The sequence below is a fragment of the Pseudomonas sp. THAF187a genome (assembly GCF_009363395.1).
Taxonomy (GTDB): domain Bacteria; phylum Pseudomonadota; class Gammaproteobacteria; order Pseudomonadales; family Pseudomonadaceae; genus Aquipseudomonas; species Aquipseudomonas khazarica.
The window spans coordinates 763,408-779,984 of record NZ_CP045349.1; the positions used below are offsets into that span (position 1 = coordinate 763,408).

At 66.2% G+C, this 16,577-nt stretch carries 12 protein-coding genes; all 12 read right to left on the reverse strand.

The genetic code is table 11. The annotated features are described in order from the left end of the window. Positions 1 to 55: 55 nt before the first annotated feature. Positions 56 to 814 (reverse strand): SDR family NAD(P)-dependent oxidoreductase, encoded by a 759-nt coding sequence (locus FIV02_RS03505; RefSeq protein ID WP_037052541.1) that lies wholly within the window; start codon positions 812 to 814, stop codon positions 56 to 58. Between the two features lie 234 nt (positions 815 to 1,048). Further along, positions 1,049 to 1,747, reverse strand: a complete 699-nt coding sequence (gene urtE / locus FIV02_RS03510; protein ID WP_047589864.1) for an urea ABC transporter ATP-binding subunit UrtE — start codon at positions 1,745 to 1,747, stop codon at positions 1,049 to 1,051. Positions 1,748 to 1,829: 82 nt separating this feature from the next. Next, complete coding sequence (gene urtD, locus FIV02_RS03515; RefSeq protein WP_152487808.1) at positions 1,830 to 2,672, reverse strand: urea ABC transporter ATP-binding protein UrtD; 843 nt, start codon at positions 2,670 to 2,672, stop codon at positions 1,830 to 1,832. 145 nt (positions 2,673 to 2,817) lie between these two features. Next, a complete protein-coding gene (gene urtC / locus FIV02_RS03520; RefSeq protein WP_371923262.1) occupies positions 2,818 to 3,840 on the reverse strand; it encodes an urea ABC transporter permease subunit UrtC in 1,023 nt (340 codons plus the stop codon). Between the two features lie 173 nt (positions 3,841 to 4,013). Next, entirely contained in the window at positions 4,014 to 5,582 is a 1,569-nt protein-coding gene (gene urtB / locus FIV02_RS03525; RefSeq protein ID WP_152487809.1) for an urea ABC transporter permease subunit UrtB, read from the reverse strand. Positions 5,583 to 5,790: 208 nt separating this feature from the next. Then, positions 5,791 to 7,056 carry an urea ABC transporter substrate-binding protein gene (urtA, locus tag FIV02_RS03530; RefSeq protein WP_152487810.1) on the reverse strand — a complete coding sequence of 422 codons (1,266 nt, stop codon included), beginning with the start codon at positions 7,054 to 7,056 and terminating at the stop codon, positions 5,791 to 5,793. Between the two features lie 75 nt (positions 7,057 to 7,131). Then, positions 7,132 to 7,836: a GntR family transcriptional regulator gene (locus FIV02_RS03535; protein WP_150607951.1), complete on the reverse strand. Its 705-nt coding sequence runs from the start codon at positions 7,834 to 7,836 to the stop codon at positions 7,132 to 7,134. Positions 7,837 to 7,840: 4 nt separating this feature from the next. Continuing rightward, positions 7,841 to 9,640, reverse strand: a complete 1,800-nt coding sequence (gene atzF, locus FIV02_RS03540; RefSeq protein WP_152487811.1) for an allophanate hydrolase — start codon at positions 9,638 to 9,640, stop codon at positions 7,841 to 7,843. Between the two features lie 206 nt (positions 9,641 to 9,846). Further along, the gene (locus FIV02_RS03545; RefSeq protein ID WP_037052568.1) at positions 9,847 to 10,440 is read right to left on the reverse strand and encodes a MarC family protein; all 594 of its coding nucleotides are present in this window, start codon (positions 10,438 to 10,440) and stop codon (positions 9,847 to 9,849) included. A gap of 66 nt (positions 10,441 to 10,506) precedes the next feature. Next, positions 10,507 to 13,287, reverse strand: a complete 2,781-nt coding sequence (locus FIV02_RS03550; RefSeq protein WP_037052570.1) for a hybrid sensor histidine kinase/response regulator — start codon at positions 13,285 to 13,287, stop codon at positions 10,507 to 10,509. A 208-nt stretch (positions 13,288 to 13,495) separates the two neighbouring features. Then, positions 13,496 to 14,785 (reverse strand): phosphoribosylamine--glycine ligase, encoded by a 1,290-nt coding sequence (purD, locus tag FIV02_RS03555; protein ID WP_152487812.1) that lies wholly within the window; start codon positions 14,783 to 14,785, stop codon positions 13,496 to 13,498. A gap of 131 nt (positions 14,786 to 14,916) precedes the next feature. Then, positions 14,917 to 16,524: a bifunctional phosphoribosylaminoimidazolecarboxamide formyltransferase/IMP cyclohydrolase gene (purH, locus tag FIV02_RS03560; protein WP_037052574.1), complete on the reverse strand. Its 1,608-nt coding sequence runs from the start codon at positions 16,522 to 16,524 to the stop codon at positions 14,917 to 14,919. Positions 16,525 to 16,577: the final 53 nt, after the last annotated feature.

The window sequence follows — 16,577 nt, forward strand, 5'->3', positions numbered from 1 at the left end:
ACCAATTCGGTGCGCCGTTGCGGGCGCCGGCCTGAAGCGGTCGGCGCCGGGCGGGTCAGTCGCGATCCACGGCGAAGGACGACCAGGCCTGACGGCTTGGCATGATTTCCAGGCGGTTGATGTTGATGTGCGCGGGCAGGGTGGCCACGTAGAAGATCTGCTCGGCGATGTCCTCGGCGCTGAGCGGCGTGGTGGTGCTGTACAGCGCGTCGGAAGCAGCCTGGTTGCCCTTGGTGCGGACCAGGGTGAACTCGGTTTCGGCCATGCCGGGCGCGATGTCGGTAACGCGCACGCCGGTGCTGACCAGATCGCAGCGCAGGTTGAAACCGAACTGTTTGACGAAGGCCTTGGTGGCGCCGTACACGTGGCCGCCCGGGTAGGGCCACTCGCCGGCGACCGAGCCGATATTGATGATGCTGGTGCCCTTGCCGGTTTCCAGCAGCAGCGGCAGTACGGCATGGGTGACGTTGACCAGGCCGGTGACGTTGGTGTCGATCATGGTGTGCCAGTCCTGCAGGGCCACCTTCTGCGCCGGTTCGGGGGCCAGGGCCAGGCCGGCGTTGTTGAGCAGCACGGTGACCTTGCGGAAGGCCTCCGGCAAGGCATCGACCATTCCTTGCACGGCCTCTGCGTCACGCACGTCGAGGGTGGCGATGTGCACGGGAACCTTGGCTGCCAGTTCGTCTCGCAGCGCCTGCAGGCGCTCCTCGCGGCGACCGGAAAGTACCAGCGACCAGCCGGCCTCGGCGAAACGGCGGGCGGCGGCGCGGCCGAAGCCGGAGGTGGCGCCGGTGATGAAGATCACGTTGCTCATGGGGTGTCCTGTGCAGGTTCTGGAGTGGAGGGTGACGCGGCGCTGGCCCCGGCAGTCGGGGCTTGGCGTGGGGCGAGGCACACACGGCGTTCGCCACTGGCCCTGGTTACCGGGGCGGGCGGCCTCGGGTCGCTGCGGTGAGCGCCTGGAGGCCCGCCGGTAAGGGCAGGCCGGTACTGTCGCACAGATGATGCCGCGGTGTCAGGCGTCGCTGCGCACCGCCCGCGACCTGCCTCAGATCGCCACCAAGCCGCGTACGCCCTCGGTTTCCATGTTCTCGCCACGGCCCTGCTGGACGATCTCGCCACGGCTCATCACCAGGTACTGGTCGGCCAGTTCGGCGGCGAAGTCGTAGAACTGCTCGACCAGCAGGATGGCCATGTCGCCGCGCTCGGCCAGTTTGCGGATCACCGCGCCGATTTCCTTGATCACCGAGGGCTGGATGCCCTCGGTGGGTTCGTCGAGGATCAGCAGGCGTGGCTGGCTGGCCAGGGCACGGCCGATGGCCAGCTGTTGCTGCTGGCCGCCGGAGAGGTCGCCGCCACGCCGCTGCTTCATCTCGCGCAGCACCGGGAACAGCTCGTAGATGAATTCCGGGACGACCTTGGCCTGGCTGCCGGGAAACCGCGACAGGCCCATCAGCAGGTTCTCCTCCACGGTCAGGCGGCCGAAGATCTCGCGTCCCTGTGGAACGTAGGCGATGCCGGCGTGCACCCGCTGGTGCGGCTTGAAGCCGGTGATGGCCTTGCCTTCCCATTGCACGCTGCCGTCCTTGGCCGGGATCAGGCCCATCAGGCACTTGAGCAGGGTGGTCTTGCCCACGCCGTTGCGGCCGAGCAGGCAGGTGACCTCGCCGACCTTCACGTCGAACGACAGCCCGCGCAGGATGTGGCTGCCGCCGTAGTACTGATGCAGTTGTTGGACTTGGAGCATGACTCAATTCCTCGTTCTTGGAGCTGCAGGCTTCAAGCTGCAAGCCACAAGTAAAAGCGGCTTGAGGCTTGCAGCTGGCGCGTCAGCGCCCCAGATAAACCTCGATCACCCGCTCGTCGTTCTGCACCTGCTCCAGCGAGCCTTCGGCCAGCACGCTGCCCTGGTGCAACACGGTGACGTGGTCGGCGATCGAGCCGACGAAGCCCATGTCGTGTTCCACCACCATCAGCGAGTGCTTGCGCGCCAGTGACTTGAACAGCTCGGCGGTGAACTCGGTCTCGGCGTCGGTCATGCCGGCCACCGGTTCATCGAGCAGCAACAGGTGCGGCTCCTGCATCAGCAGCATGCCGATTTCCAGGAACTGCTTCTGGCCATGGGAGAGCAGGCCAGCCGGACGGTGGCGCGAACTTTCCAGGCGGATGGTGGTGAGCACGTCTTCGATGCGGTCCTTCTGTTCGCCGCTTAGCCTGGCGCGCAGGCTGGCCCACACCGACTTGTTGGTCTTCTGCGCCAGCTCCAGGTTCTCGAACACCGACAGTGCCTCGAATACCGTGGGTTTCTGGAACTTGCGGCCGATGCCGGCCTGGGCGATCTCCACCTCGCTCATGGCGGTCAGGTCGTACTGTTCGCCGAAGTAGGCCACGCCGTTGTCCGGGCGGGTCTTGCCGGTGATCACGTCCATCATGGTGGTCTTGCCGGCGCCGTTGGGGCCGATGATGCAGCGCAGCTCGCCGACACCGATGTACAGGGTCAGGTCGGTCAGCGCACGAAAACCATCGAAGCTGACGTTGATGTCTTCCAGGGTGAGGATGGTGCCGTGACGGACATTGACGCCCTTGCCGACGGTCTTGCCGGTGTCCAGCGACAGGCCGGTGGGGTCGAAAGCGGCTTCGAGCATGGTTTCGGGTACCGGAGTAGCTCTCATTGATCCTTCTCCGTGGAGGTCGTCAGGAGCGCGTCGCGAGCATTTTCAGCTGCAAGGCGCGAGGCGCGCAGCGACGAAGCAGTACGAGTGGGTACGCTGAGGAGCGGGCACCGCGCAACGCCGCAGATGGAAAGTGCAGTAGCGATCATGATGACTTCCTCTGCAGCAGGCCGACGACGCCTCGCGGCAGGAACAGGGTGACGACGATGAACAGGGCGCCCAGGGCGAACAGCCAGTACTCGGGGAAGGCCACGGTGAACCAGCTCTTCATGCCGTTCACCAGGCCAGCGCCGAGCAGCGGGCCGATCAGCGTGCCGCGCCCGCCGAGGGCGACCCACACGGCCGCTTCGATGGACTGCGTCGGCGCCATTTCGCTGGGGTTGATGATGCCCACCTGCGGCACGTACAGCGCCCCGGCCAGGCCGCACAGCACGGCGGATAGCACCCAGATGAACAGCTTGTAGCCGCGCGGATCGTAACCGCAGAACATCAGGCGATTCTCGGCGTCGCGCAGGGCCGTGAGCACCCGGCCGAACTTGCTGCGTGCCAGGCGAAAGCCCAGGTACAGGCTGGCGACCAGCAGCAGCACGGTGGCGAAGAACAGCGCGGCGCGGGTGCCCTGCGCGGTGATGTCGAAGCCGAGGATGCGGGTGAAGCCGGTGAAGCCGTTGTTGCCGCCGAAGCCGGTCTCGTTGCGGAAGAACAGCAGCATGCCGGCGAAGGTCAGCGCCTGGGTCATGATCGAGAAATACACGCCCTTGATCCGCGAGCGGAAGGCGAAGAAGCCGAACACCAGGGCCAGCAGGCCGGGCGCCAGTACCACCAGGCACATGGCCCAGAGGAAGCTGGAGGTGCCGTACCAGTACCAGGGCAGCTCGTTCCAGGCGAGGAAGCTCATGAACGCCGGCAGGCCGTCACCGGCGGCTTCGCGCATCAGGTACATGCCCATGGCGTAGCCGCCGAGGGCGAAGAACAGGCCGTGGCCCAGCGACAGCATGCCGGCGTAGCCCCAGACCAGATCCAGCGCCAGGGCGACGATGGCGTAGCAGAGGATCTTGCCCACCAGGGTCAGGCTGTAGGCCGTCACATGCAGGGCATGCTCGGCCGGCAGCAGGTGCAGCAGAGGCATGGCCAGCAGCAGCGCCAGTACCAGCACGCCGACGGCCATGCAGACGCGGGGGCCGAGCTTGGCGCTGGCGCGGGCCAGCAAGGTTTGGTTTAGCGCATTCATCAGTCGATCACTCATTCTTTATTGGCGTAGGGCGGGTGCAACCCGCCGCTGCAGCGATGGCCCGCTCGGGGTGGCGGGTTTCACCCGCCCCACGGTCGATGGCGCCACCATCAGTCGATCACCCGGCCCTTGAGCGCGAAGAGGCCTTGCGGACGTTTCTGGATGAACAGGATGATCAACGCGAGGATGAGGATCTTGCCGAGCACGGCGCCGATCTGCGGTTCGAGGAACTTGTTCACCACGCCCAGGCCGAAGGCGGCCAGCACGCTGCCGGCCAGTTGGCCGACGCCGCCGAGCACCACCACCAGGAAGGAGTCGATGATGTAGCTCTGGCCGAGATCGGGGCCGACGTTGCCGATCTGACTCAGGGCGACACCGCCGAGGCCGGCGATGCCCGAGCCGAGACCGAAGGCCAGCATGTCCACGCGACCGGTGGGCACGCCGCAGCAGGCGGCCATGTTGCGGTTCTGCGTCACCGCGCGCACGTTCAGGCCCAGGCGCGTCCGGTTCAGCAGCAACCAGGTAAGGACCACGACAAACAGCGCGAAGCCGATGATGACGATGCGGTTGTACGGCAGCACCAGGTTCGGCAGCACCTGCACGCCGCCGGACAGCCAGGCCGGGTTGGCCACCTCGACGTTCTGCGCACCGAAGGTGACGCGCACCAGCTGGATCAGGATCAGGCTGATGCCCCAGGTGGCCAGCAGGGTTTCCAGCGGGCGGCCGTAGAGATGGCGAATCACCGTGCGCTCCAGCGCCATGCCGATGCAGGCGGTGACCAGGAAGGCGATTGGCAGCGCCGCCAGCGGATAGAGTTCGAGGTAGCCGGGGGCGAGCTTCTGGAAGGCCAGCTGCACCACGTAGGTGGTGTAGGCGCCGAGCATCAGCATCTCGCCGTGGGCCATGTTGATCACCCCGAGCAGGCCGAAGGTGATGGCCAGGCCGAGCGCCGCGAGCAGCAGGATCGAGCCCAGCGACAGGCCGCTGAACGCCTGGCCGAGCAGCTCGCCGATCAGCAGTTTGTTCTTCACCTGTGCCAGGCTCTGCTCGGCTGCGGCGCGCACGTCGGCGTCGCTTTCGTCGCCGTCGAGCAGACCTTGCAGGCGGGTACGCGCCTGCGGGTCGCCGGTCTGCCCCAGGCGCTTGACCGCCGCCAGGCGCACCGCCGGGTCGGCGTCACTCAGCTGCAGGTTGGCCAGGGCCAGGGTGATGGCGTCCTGCACCGCGTCGTCCGCTTCGATGCTCAGGCGGCTCTCCAGCAGCGGCAGCAGGGTGGGCGGTGTGTTGCGTTGCAGTTGCCGGGCTGCCTCGAGGCGCACGGCGGCGGCGTCGTCGAGCAGCTGATGGCTGGCGACGGCCACGCCGATCAGGCCGCGCAGGCGATTGTTCAGGCGCAGCTTGCGTGGTGTGCCGTTGGCTTCACCCTCGCCAACGGCGGCCTGCCAGGCGCCGTCCTGATCGATGAAGGCGCGCTTGTCGGCATCGCTGGCGACGCGACCCTGCTGCAGGGCCTGCAGCAGCGGCATGCGCTCGATGGTGGGGGCTGCCGCCCAGCCTTGCAGGAGCTTGGCCTGCTTGCTGGCGTTGGCTGCGGCGAAATCGTCGGCCTCGCCAGCCGTCGCGGCCAGTGGCAGCAACAGCAGCAGGCTGAGGAGAATTCGGGTAAGGGCAGTGGGCATAAGGTGTCCTTGGCGTAGCCCGGATGCAATCCGGGGTGAGCGTCCCGGACGTGCATCCGGGCTACGGCGGCCCTCTCCCTGGCCCTCTGCCTCTCTTCATGAAAGAAAGGGGGAGAGGGGACCGGTACGCTGCAGTGCATCGCTGCGTGCAGCGTGTCTCCCCTCTCCAGCTTGGCGGGAGAGGGGCTGGGGGAGAGGGGCTTTTGCCTTAGTTCGACTTCACTGGGGTGTCGGCTTTCTTGTCGTTGCCTTCGATGTACGGGCTCCACGGCTGGGCGCGGATCGGCCCCTCGGTCTCCCAGACCACGGAGAACTGACCGTCATCCTGGATTTCGCCGATCATCACCGGCTTGTGCAGGTGGTGGTTCTTCTCGTCCATCTTCAGGGTGAAACCGCTCGGCGCGGCGAACTCCTGGCCGGCCATGGCCTCGCGAACCTTGTCGACGTCGGTGGTGCCGGCCTTCTCGACGGCCTGGGCCCACATGTGGATACCCACGTAGGTGGCTTCCATCGGGTCGTTGGTCACCACGGTGTCGGCGTTCGGCAGCTTCTGGGCCTTGGCGTAGGCTTTCCAGTCGGCGACGAACTTGTCGTTGACCGGGTTCTCCACGGACTGGAAGTAGTTCCAGGCCGCCAGGTGGCCGACCAGCGGCTTGGTGTCGATGCCGCGCAGTTCTTCTTCACCGACCGAGAAGGCCACCACCGGTACATCGGTGGCTTCCAGGCCCTGGTTGGCCAGTTCCTTGTAGAACGGCACGTTGGAGTCGCCGTTGACGGTGGAGACCACGGCCGTCTTGCCGCCCGCAGCGAACTTCTTGATGTTGGCGACGATGGTCTGGTAATCGCTGTGGCCGAAGGGGGTGTAGACCTCTTCGATGTCCTTGTCGGCGATGCCCTTGCTGTGCAGGAAGGCGCGCAGGATCTTGTTGGTGGTGCGCGGGTAGACGTAGTCGGTACCCAGCAGGAAGAAGCGCTTGGCGCCGCCGCCGTCTTCGCTGAGCAGGTATTCCACCGCCGGAATGGCCTGCTGGTTTGGCGCCGCACCGGTGTAGAACACGTTCGGCGACATTTCCTCGCCTTCGTACTGCACGGGGTAGAACAGCAGGCCGTTGAGTTCTTCATAGACCGGCAACACGGATTTGCGCGACACCGAGGTCCAGCAGCCGAAGGTCACGGCGACCTTGTCCTGAGTCAGCAGCTGGCGCCCGCGCTCGGCGAACAGCGGCCAGTTCGACGCGGGGTCGACCACCACCGGCTCCAGTTGCTTGCCGAGCACGCCGCCCTTGGCGTTGATCTCGTCGATGGTCATCAGCGCCATGTCTTTCAGCGACGTTTCGGAAATGGCCATGGTGCCGGACAGCGAGTGCAGGATGCCGACCTTGATGGTCTCGGCGGCCTGGATGGACCAGCTCAGGCCCATGGCGGCGATGGAAGCGGAAAGGGTGAAGGCCTTGATCAGGCTGCGACGTTGCATGGTGCGATCTCCATTCACAAGTGTGAGTAAGTGGACAGCGTTGTTATGGGTCATGCAGTGAAGGTCATGGCTCGGTTATTCCGGCATCCGCTCCACGCGCTGTCTCGCGGCGTAAAGCTTGTGCAAGGTGATCGAATGCACCTCTGCCTGGCTGACCTCTATATGGCTCTTGAGCAATTGCTGTGCCTCTTCTGAGCGATGAGTCAGGATTGCCTCGAGAATCTGCCCATGCTCGGCGTAGGTCAGCTCGATGCGCCGCGCCTGGGTGAAGTCCAGCCGCCTTAGAATGCGGATCTTCTCGCTGACCTCACGGTGTACGCGGGCCATCTCGCGGTTGCCGGCTGCCTCGAGCAACTGGCAGTGAAACGCCTCGTCGAGGCGTGAAACGGCGCTGCCGTCCTGCAGTTGATTCTCTTTGCGCACCATCCAGGTGCGCGCGAGCGCTTGCAGTGCAGGGGGCTGTTCATCGTTGGGGCGCTGACAAAGCCGGCGCACGGCGTCCAGTTCGAGCAGGATGCGCAGCTCGTACAACTCGTCGAACTGCGCGAAGTCCAGGGGGCGTACCTGCCAGCCGCTGCGAAAGTGCACATCGAGAAAACCCTCGCGCTGCAGGCGATGCAGGGCCTGGCGCACGGGGGTGCGGCTGGCGCTCATGCGCTCGGCGACCTCGCCTTCGGAGAAGCGGTCGCCGGGCATCAGGCGAAACTCGAAGATGTCGTCCTTGAGCCGAGCGTAGATACGCTCGGCCAGGCTCGGTGGACGTGGCGCGCTGCGCGACATGGGCTCAGGCCTGGGTGCTGGCGATGAAGGCGCGCCAGCCGCCGAAGCTGGTGATGTCGCGGGCGCCGTCGAGGGCATAGGGCTCGCAAATGAAGCCCTTGACCCAGCGACCGTCGGCCAGCTCCAGGTTGCCGATGCCCAGGGGCGGCGGAATCTCCGCGACGAACTCGCCGAAGCGTGCCTGCGGCACATCCCACAGCTCGACGATGATCTCCGCGCCATCGGCGGCGACCCGCGCCAGGCCCGGCTTGGGCGGCACGCTGCCGGGCAGGGCGAAGAGGCGATAGTGGGCGGCGCTGCGGGTCTGTTCCACCAGTACGGCATCGCGTGTGGTGAGCTGGAAGTTCAGCGGCATGCCGGTGAGGTGTGCGCCGACCACGGCGACGCGAATGCTGCCGGGGGCAGGCTTGTCGCGAGTGGTCTGTGCGGGCAGCGGCTTGCCGGTGGCGCCCATGGGCAGATCGAGTGCCTGTTGCCAGCGCTGGCCGAAGGCGGCCAGCGCCTGGTCATGCCAGGCCGGGGCGATCAGGGTAATGCCGGCGGGCAGACCGTCGGCGCGCAGGCCCGCCGGAACGGCCAGGGCGGACAGGTCGGCGAGGTTGGTGAAGTTGGTGTAGGTGCCGAACTGGCTGTTGTACAGCACCGGTTCTGCTTCCATCTCGGCCAGGGTGCGGAGGGTTGGCGAGGTGGGCACCACCAGGGCGTCGAAACCGGCCAGGACTTCGTTGATGGTGCGGCTCAGTTCGGCGCGGATGTATTCGGCCTTGTAGGCTTCGCAGGCGCTGTACTTGTGGCCGTTGTCGACGATGCCGCGTACCACCGGGTTGATGTGTTCGGGGTTCACGCCTTCCACCGCGACGGTGCGCTCGGCAACCCAGGAGCCGTAGTAAAGCTGCTCGGCCAGTTGCTGGAAGGGGGCGAAATCGATTTCCACCAGGTCGGCGCCCAGCCCTTGCAGCTTGTCCAGTGCAGCCCTGTACACCGCCAGGTTCTGGCTGTCGCCGAAGAACTCGGGATTGGCCGGCACCGCCAGACGTGGGCGGGCCGGCATGCCGACCTTGGCCCTGTTCGGGTTGCTGCGGCTGTAGGCATCGGCGGCGTCGTAGCCACCGGCGATATTGGCCACCGCCAGGGCGTCGCTGACGGTCAGGGCGAACACTGAAATGCAGTCGAGCGTGCGGCAGGCCGGCACCAGCCCGGTGTTGGGCAGCCAGCCCTTGGTCGGCTTGAGCCCGACGATGTTGTTGAAGCCTGCCGGCACTCGGCCGGAACCGGCGGTATCGGTGCCCAGCGAGAAGGGCACCAGGCCCCGCGCGACCACGCTGGCCGAGCCGGAACTGGAGCCGCCGCTGACATAGGCCGGGTCGAAGCTGTTGGGCACCGCGCCGTGAGGCGAACGGGTGCCGACCAGGCCGGTGGCGAACTGGTCGAGGTTGGTCTTGCCGATGAGGATGGCGCCGGCCGCACGCAGGCGGGCGACCACGGTGGCGTCGGCTGCGGCCGCGTAGGCGAACTCGGGGCAGGCGGCAGTGGTCGGCCAGCCGGCGGCATCGATGTTGTCCTTGATGGCGAAGGGCACGCCGTACAGGGGCAACCTGCTCAGGTCACCGGCTGCCGCGTCCAGCGCGGCTGCCAGTTCTTCCAGCTGCGCGCTCAGCTGGGCATCGCTGGCCAGGGCGATCCAGGCGTTGTCGGCGTGGTCGAGTTCGGCGCGCAGCGCGCCGATCAGTGCGGCTGGCGACTGGCCGTCGCGGTAGGCCTGCTGCCATTGGCCGAGGGTGAGGGCGTGAGGAGCGGTGAGCATGTGCTGATCCCATCTTGTATCCAAGTTGGGATCAGCAGAGCAACGAAGGTGCCAGGTCTGTTCAGCCCACTGTTTTCAAGGGGCAGGGCGCGGATTGGCAGGGGCCGGCACGGCCTGGGCGCACCGTGCCGGGGCCGAGCTGCGAGCTTGTGGTGCGCGAATGCCGTTGCAACGGCGTAGCCCGGATGAAATCCGGGGCAGGTCCTTCATGGCGCCAGGTAGTTCTTCACCCCGGTGAAGATGATCTGCGCGGCGAGGGCGCAGACGAACAGGCCCATCAGGCGGCTGACGATCTGCAGGCCCTGGTCGCCGAGCAGGCGCTCGAACTGGTTGGACAGGTAGAGCACCACGCCCACGGTCAGGCTGGCGAGGAGGATCGCCGCCACCGCCACCAGCTTGTCATCCCAGTGCGGCTGGCTGGCCCCCATCAGCAGCAGGGCACCGATGGTGCCGGGGCCGACGGTGATGGGAATGGTCAGCGGCACGATGGTGACGTCCTGCTGCACGTTGTCGCTCTGTACCGCCGACTTGCCCTGGGCCATGCCCAGCGCGGAGATGAACAGCACCGAGCCCGCACCGATGCGGAAGGCGTCGATGGTGATGCCGAACAGGGTGAAGATGTGCTTGCCGAACAGGTACAGCAGCACGCTGGCGACCAGCGTTGCCAGCGCCACTTTCCAGGCCAGGCGCTTGCGCTCCTTGAGGGTGTAGCCGCGGCTCAGGCCGATGAAGCAGGAGAGGACGAAGAAGGGGCTGTAGAGCACCAGCATCTTCAGGTACAGGCTGAACAACTCGGACATGGGGGGCTCGTTTGAGAGTAGGGCGGGGGCAAGCCGCCATCGATGGTCAGGCGGGGTTCACCCGCCTTACGACACTTCACGCTGGCGACGCAGTTCGCGCTCGGCGATCCAGTGCTCGATCAGGTCGCGCAACTGCGACAGCTCGACCGGCTTGGACATGTGCCCGTCCATGCCCACGGCGCGGGCACGTTCCTTGTGTTCGTTGAGGATGTGCGCGGTCAGCGCCACCACCGGGGTGCGCGGGCGCTGCTCGCTCTGTTCCCAGGCGCGCAGCTGCTCGGTGGCGGAGAAGCCGTCGAGCACCGGCATCTCGCAGTCCATCAGCACCAGGTCGTAGGGCTGCGCCTTCATCGCGCTGAGGGCTTCCTCGCCGTTGCTGGCGGTATCCGGCTGCAGATTGAGCTTGCCGAGCATGCCGCGAATCACCTTGGTGGAGATGCTGTTGTCTTCGGCCACCAGGATGCGGAAGTCGGCCGGCACGTTCAGCGGCGTGCTCACCGGTGTCGGCGCGGCCTGGGCGGGGGTGTCGTTGGGGCGCTGGGCCAGTTCGTCGGCCAGGGTGGTCTTGAGCGTGTAGCCGGCCACCGGCTTGGCCAGGATGCGCTTGATCCCGGCGTTGCGGGCGATCACCTTGCTCGGCGCATTGCTGATGCCGGTCAGCATGACGATCAGGATGTCGTGGTTGAGGCTCGGGTCTTCCTTGATCTTGGCGGCCAGCTGCATGCCGGTCATGCCGGGCATGTCCTGGTCGAGCAGCACCGCGTCGAAGTACTCGCGCATGTGCGCCTTGGTGCGCAACAGTGCCAGCGCCTCCTTGCCCGATGGCACGGCACTGACCTGCATGCCCCAGGCGTTGCACTGCTGCATCAGCACCTTGCGGCAGGTGTCGTTGTCGTCCACCACCAGCAGGCGTGCGCCTTGCAGCGGGCTGTCCAGGTCGGCTTCCGGTTGCTCCAGGCGGGCCGCGTCCAGTGGCAGGGTCAGCCACAGCGTGGTGCCCTGGTTGCCGCTGCCCTGGATGCCGAATTCGCCGCCCATCAGGCGCACCAGCTGGCGCGCGATGATCAGGCCCAGGCGGCCGCCGAGACGGGTGGCGGCGAGGAAGTCACGGCTCTGCAGTTCGGCGTTGAGCAGGGCGTCGCGCTCTTCGGGCAGCAGCGGGCGGCCGCTGTCCTGTACGGCGATGCGCAGGCGGTAGTTGCCGTCGCTGTTGTCCAGTGCGACCACCAGCAGGATCTCGCCCTCGTCGGTCTGCTTGAACGCATTGTCCAGCAGGCTCAGCAGGGCCTGACGCAGACGCGTGGGGTCGCCGCTGATCACCCGTGGCACCTGCGGCTGGATGAAGCTGATCAGTTCGACCTTCTGCTGCTCGGCCTTGGCGCGGAAGATGTCCAGGCAGTCCTCGATCAGCGCGCCGAGGTCGAACTGCACGTCGTCCAGCTCGATCTGGCCGGATTCGAGCTTGGAGATGTCGAGGATTTCGTTGATCAGGGTGAGCAGCTCGTTGCCCGAGCTGTGGATGGTCTGCACGTAGTCGCGTTGCTTGGCCGACAGCGGCGTGCCGAGCAGCAGCTCGGTCATGCCCAGCACACCATTCATCGGGGTACGGATTTCGTGGCTGATCTTGGCCAGGAACTCGGCCTTGGCCCGCAGCTCAGCGCTGCTCGCGGCGAGCGCCGTGCTCTGTTGCAGGGTGTCCTGCTGGATCTGCCGTTGGCGCTCGGTCAGCGAGATGCTGAGGATCAGTCCGGCCAGGGTCGCGACGCTGAACACGCCGAGCACCAGCCAGCCGGGGGTGAGCTGGTCGAAGCCGAGCAGCACCGGCACGAAGAAACCGAAGCCGAGGTTGAACACCAGCATGCCCACGGCGATCAGGCGCGCCGGTGTGTAGCCGGAGCGCCAGTGCAGGCTGCTGACCAGCAGCAGGTTGAGCGAACTCACCACCACCAGCAGATAGACCAGCGAGCTGAACCAGTACAAGCCGGTGAGGGCGATGCACAGTGCGTAGGCCAGCACCAGCACGGCGTTGCCCATCAGCAGGCGATTCAGGCGGCTGTTCTGCACCGGTGTGCTGTGCACGAAGCCGAGGCCGAAGGCCAGCACGCTGAAGGCGGCGAACAGCGCCGAGAGGTCGGCGATCAGCGACTGGTTGTAGCCCAGGCTGGGCAGCCACTGGGCGAAGATGCCGAGGTTGGCCGAGGAGCAGATGGCCAGGCCGATGTTGACGCCAGCCAGCCACAGCGCACTGCCACTGCGGGTGTAGATGAAGCGGATGAGGTTGTACAGGGTCAGCAGCAACAGCGCGCCGAAGAGCATGCCGTAGAGGTAGACGGGCTTCTCCAGGCTGACCAGCTCGGCCTGGTCCATCACCTTGAACCAGGTCATCAGCGGGTGATTGGAGGTCAGGCGTACGTAGGCGACGCGGGCCTGGCCATCGTTGGGCAGGGGCATCAGGTAGAAGCGCGACGGCAGCGGTCGCGATTCCTGCGGCATGGCCTCGCCGGTGTGCAGGTTCTGCTCGAGCTGGCCGTCCCTGAGCAGGTAATAGTCGAGGTACTGAACCCGTGGCGAGAACACCCACAGCCAGGCCGGTTGCTGCTGCGGCGCGAGTTCGGCCCGCAACCAGACGGCATGCTTGCTGGGGGGGAAGGTGAAGGACTGCTTGGTCAGAGGCTTGAACTGCTGGCGTTGCGCGCGAACCTCATCGAGCCCCAGCCGTGCACTGGCGTCGACCAGGTAGGACCAGGTCGTGGTACCCGTCGGGCTTACGCTGGCGCTTGCTGTCACGGCGAGGCCGAGCAGCAGCAAGCTGGCGATGAGTCCAATGGCAATCCTGAGCCGGCGCACGGGCAAGTCCTTCTATATAAGTGGCCGGATTATAGCCAAGCATCCGTTTGGGGGAATACGCTACAGAGCGGCTTTTTGTGACCCATCAGGCCAACTGGCAATGCGGCTCGCCACGGGCGTTCCGGGCCCGTGGCGGCTGCTTGGCGAGCCAGCAGGCGTGACCGGCGAGTCGAACTCGCCGGCTCGCTGGCCGGTCCGCGCCTGTGCCTCAGTCCTCGCCGCGTTCGCGGGCGATGGCGCGGTAGCCGATGTCGTTGCGGTGGAACATGCCGTTCCAGCGAATCTTCTCGGCAAGGCGGTAGGCCTGTTGCTGGGCGTCGGCGACACTGGCACCGATGGCCGTGGCGCACAGCACGCGGCCGCCTGCGGTGACGATCTGGCCGTCCTTCAGCGCGGTGCCGGCATGGAACACCTTGCCGTCGAGCTGGGCCGCTTCATCCAGGCCGCTGATCACGTTGCCCTTGGCGTAGTCGCCCGGGTAGCCGCCAGCTGCCAGCACCACACCCACGGTCGGACGCGGGTCCCAGGTCGCTTCGACCTTGTCCAACGCCTTGGCCAGCGCGGCTTCGACCAGCAGCACCAGGGAGCTTTCCAGGCGGCACATGATCGGCTGGGTTTCCGGGTCGCCGAAGCGGCAGTTGAACTCGATGACCTTCGGCGCGCCGCTCTTGTCGATCATCAGGCCGGCGTAGAGGAAGCCGGTGTAGACGTTGCCTTCGCTGGCCATGCCACGCACGGTGGGGTAGATCACTTCGTCCATGACGCGCTTGTGCACGTCGGCGGTGACCACGGGAGCCGGGGAGTACGCACCCATGCCGCCGGTGTTGGGGCCGGTATCGGCGTCGCCGACCCGCTTGTGGTCCTGGCTGGTGGCCATCGGCAGCACGTTCTCGCCGTCGACCATGACGATGAAGGAGGCTTCCTCGCCGTCGAGGAACTCTTCGATCACCACGCGCGAACCGGCGTCACCGAAGGCATTGCCGGCGAGCATGTCGCGCACGGCTGCCTCGGCTTCTTCGAGGGTCATGGCGACGATCACGCCTTTGCCGGCGGCCAGGCCGTCGGCCTTGATCACGATGGGCGCACCCTTCTCGCGCAGGTAGGCCAGCGCCGGCTCGATCTCGGTGAAGTTCTGGTAGTCGGCGGTGGGGATCCGGTGGCGCGCCAGGAAGTCCTTGGTGAAGGCCTTGGAGCCTTCCAGCTGAGCAGCCGCGGCGGTAGGGCCGAAGATGTCCAGGCCGCGCTTGCGGAACAGATCGACCACGCCTTTGACCAGCGGCGCTTCCGGGCCGACGATGGTCAGTTGCACGTTGTTCTCGGCGAAGTCAGCCAGTTGCTCGATGGCCAGCACGTCGATGGCGACGTTCTCGCACTTGGCCTCGACGGCGGTGCCGGCGTTGCCCGGGGCAACGAAAACCTTCTCGACGCGCTTGTCCTGCGCCACTTTCCAGGCCAGGGCGTGCTCGCGGCCGCCGCTGCCGATGATCAGTACGTTCATGGGGTTCTCCTGAGCGTAGCCCGGATGTAATCCGGGGCTTTCAATTAGGGCGTCCCCCGGATTTCATCCGGGCTACGTTCTACACATTTCGGGTGACGTAGGGTGGATGGCCGAAGCCATCCACCAGCCAATCAATGACGGAAATGGCGCATCGAAGTGAACACCATGGCAATGCCGGCTTCGTCGGCCGCCGCGATCACTTCGTTGTCGCGCATCGAGCCACCTGGCTGGATCACGGCAGTGATGCCGGCCTTGGCGGCGTTGTCGATGCCGTCGCGGAACGGGAAGAAGGCGTCCGAGGCCATGACCGCGCCCGGTACCGGCAGGCCGGCGTGCTCGGCCTTGATCGCGGCGATGCGGGCGGAGTTGACGCGGCTCATCTGGCCGGCGCCGACACCCACGGTCTGACGGTTCTTGGCGTAGACGATGGCGTTGGATTTGACGAACTTGGCCACTTTCCAGGCGAAGATCAGGTCATGGATTTCCTGCTCGCTCGGTGCGCGCTGGGTCACGATCTTCAGGTCTTCCGCCTTGATCATGCCGATGTCGCGGCTCTGCACCAGCAGGCCGCCGTTGACCCGCTTGAAGTCCCAGCCGGCGGCACGTTCGGCCGGCCATTCGCCGCACTCGAGCAGGCGCACGTTGGCCTTGGCCGCGACTACTTCACGGGCTGCGGCGGAGATTTTCGGGGCGATGATCACTTCGACGAACTGGCGCTCGACTATGGCCTTGGCGGTTTCGCCATCCAGCTCGCGGTTGAAGGCGATGATGCCGCCGAAGGCCGACTCGGTGTCGGTGGCGTAGGCCAGGTCGTAGGCCTTGCGGATGCCGCCTTCGTCTTCCGGAACCACGGCGACGCCGCACGGGTTGGCGTGCTTGACGATGACGCAGGCCGGCTTGACGAAGCTCTTCACGCATTCCAGCGCGGCGTCGGTGTCGGCCACGTTGTTGAAGGACAGCTCCTTGCCCTGTAGCTGGATGGCGGTGGAGACGCTGGCTTCGCCCTTCTTCGCTTCCACGTAGAACGCCGCGCTCTGGTGCGGGTTCTCGCCGTAGCGCATTTCCTGCGCCTTGACGAACTGGCTGTTGAAGGTGCGCGGGAAGGCGCCACGGCCCTCGGTGGACAGGGTGTCACGCGCCTGGTCGATGGTGCCCAGGTAGTTGGCGATCATGCCGTCGTAGGCGGCAGTGTGCTCGAAGGCCTTGAGGGCCAGGTCGAAACGCTGGGCGTAGCTGAGGCCACCGGCTTTCAGCGCGGCGACGATGCCGGCGTAGTCGCCGGTGTTGACCACGATGGCCACGTCCTTGTGGTTCTTCGCAGCCGAACGGACCATGGTCGGGCCGCCGATGTCGATGTTCTCGATGGCGTCGGCCAGGTCGCAGTCAGGCTTGGCCACGGTGGCCTCGAAGGGGTAGAGGTTGACCGCCACCAGGTCGATCGGCTTGATGCCGTGCTCGTCCATCACCGCCGCGTCGAGGGCGCGACGGCCGAGGATGCCGCCGTGGATCTTCGGGTGCAGGGTCTTCACGCGGCCGTCCATCATCTCCGGGAAGCCGGTGTAGTCCGCCACTTCCACTGCGGCTACGCCGTTGTCCTTGAGCAGCTTGTAGGTGCCGCCGGTGGAGAGGATCTCGACACCGAGGGCGCTCAGTTCACGGGCAAACTCGAGGACGCCGGTCTTGTCGGAAACGCTGATCAGCGCGCGGCGGACGGGCAGAAGGGTGGTCTGGTCGGTCATGTCACTATCCATCAGAGCGGGGGATATCAGCAAAAAAGGCGGCTCATGCGGGC

Bases quoted from the DNA above. Each gene is read 5' to 3' on its own strand.
- FIV02_RS03505 (WP_037052541.1), bottom strand. From the start codon at position 814: ATGAGCAACGTGATCTTCATCACCGGCGCCACCTCCGGCTTCGGCCGC.
- urtE (WP_047589864.1), bottom strand. From the start codon at position 1,747: ATGCTCCAAGTCCAACAACTGCATCAGTACTACGGCGGCAGCCACATC.
- urtD (WP_152487808.1), bottom strand. From the start codon at position 2,672: ATGAGAGCTACTCCGGTACCCGAAACCATGCTCGAAGCCGCTTTCGAC.
- urtC (WP_371923262.1), bottom strand. From the start codon at position 3,840: ATGGCCGTCGGCGTGCTGGTACTGGCGCTGCTGCTGGCCATGCCTCTG.
- urtB (WP_152487809.1), bottom strand. From the start codon at position 5,582: ATGCCCACTGCCCTTACCCGAATTCTCCTCAGCCTGCTGCTGTTGCTG.
- urtA (WP_152487810.1), bottom strand. From the start codon at position 7,056: ATGCAACGTCGCAGCCTGATCAAGGCCTTCACCCTTTCCGCTTCCATC.
- FIV02_RS03535 (WP_150607951.1), bottom strand. From the start codon at position 7,836: ATGTCGCGCAGCGCGCCACGTCCACCGAGCCTGGCCGAGCGTATCTAC.
- atzF (WP_152487811.1), bottom strand. From the start codon at position 9,640: ATGCTCACCGCTCCTCACGCCCTCACCCTCGGCCAATGGCAGCAGGCC.
- FIV02_RS03545 (WP_037052568.1), bottom strand. From the start codon at position 10,440: ATGTCCGAGTTGTTCAGCCTGTACCTGAAGATGCTGGTGCTCTACAGC.
- purD (WP_152487812.1), bottom strand. From the start codon at position 14,785: ATGAACGTACTGATCATCGGCAGCGGCGGCCGCGAGCACGCCCTGGCC.
- purH (WP_037052574.1), bottom strand. From the start codon at position 16,524: ATGACCGACCAGACCACCCTTCTGCCCGTCCGCCGCGCGCTGATCAGC.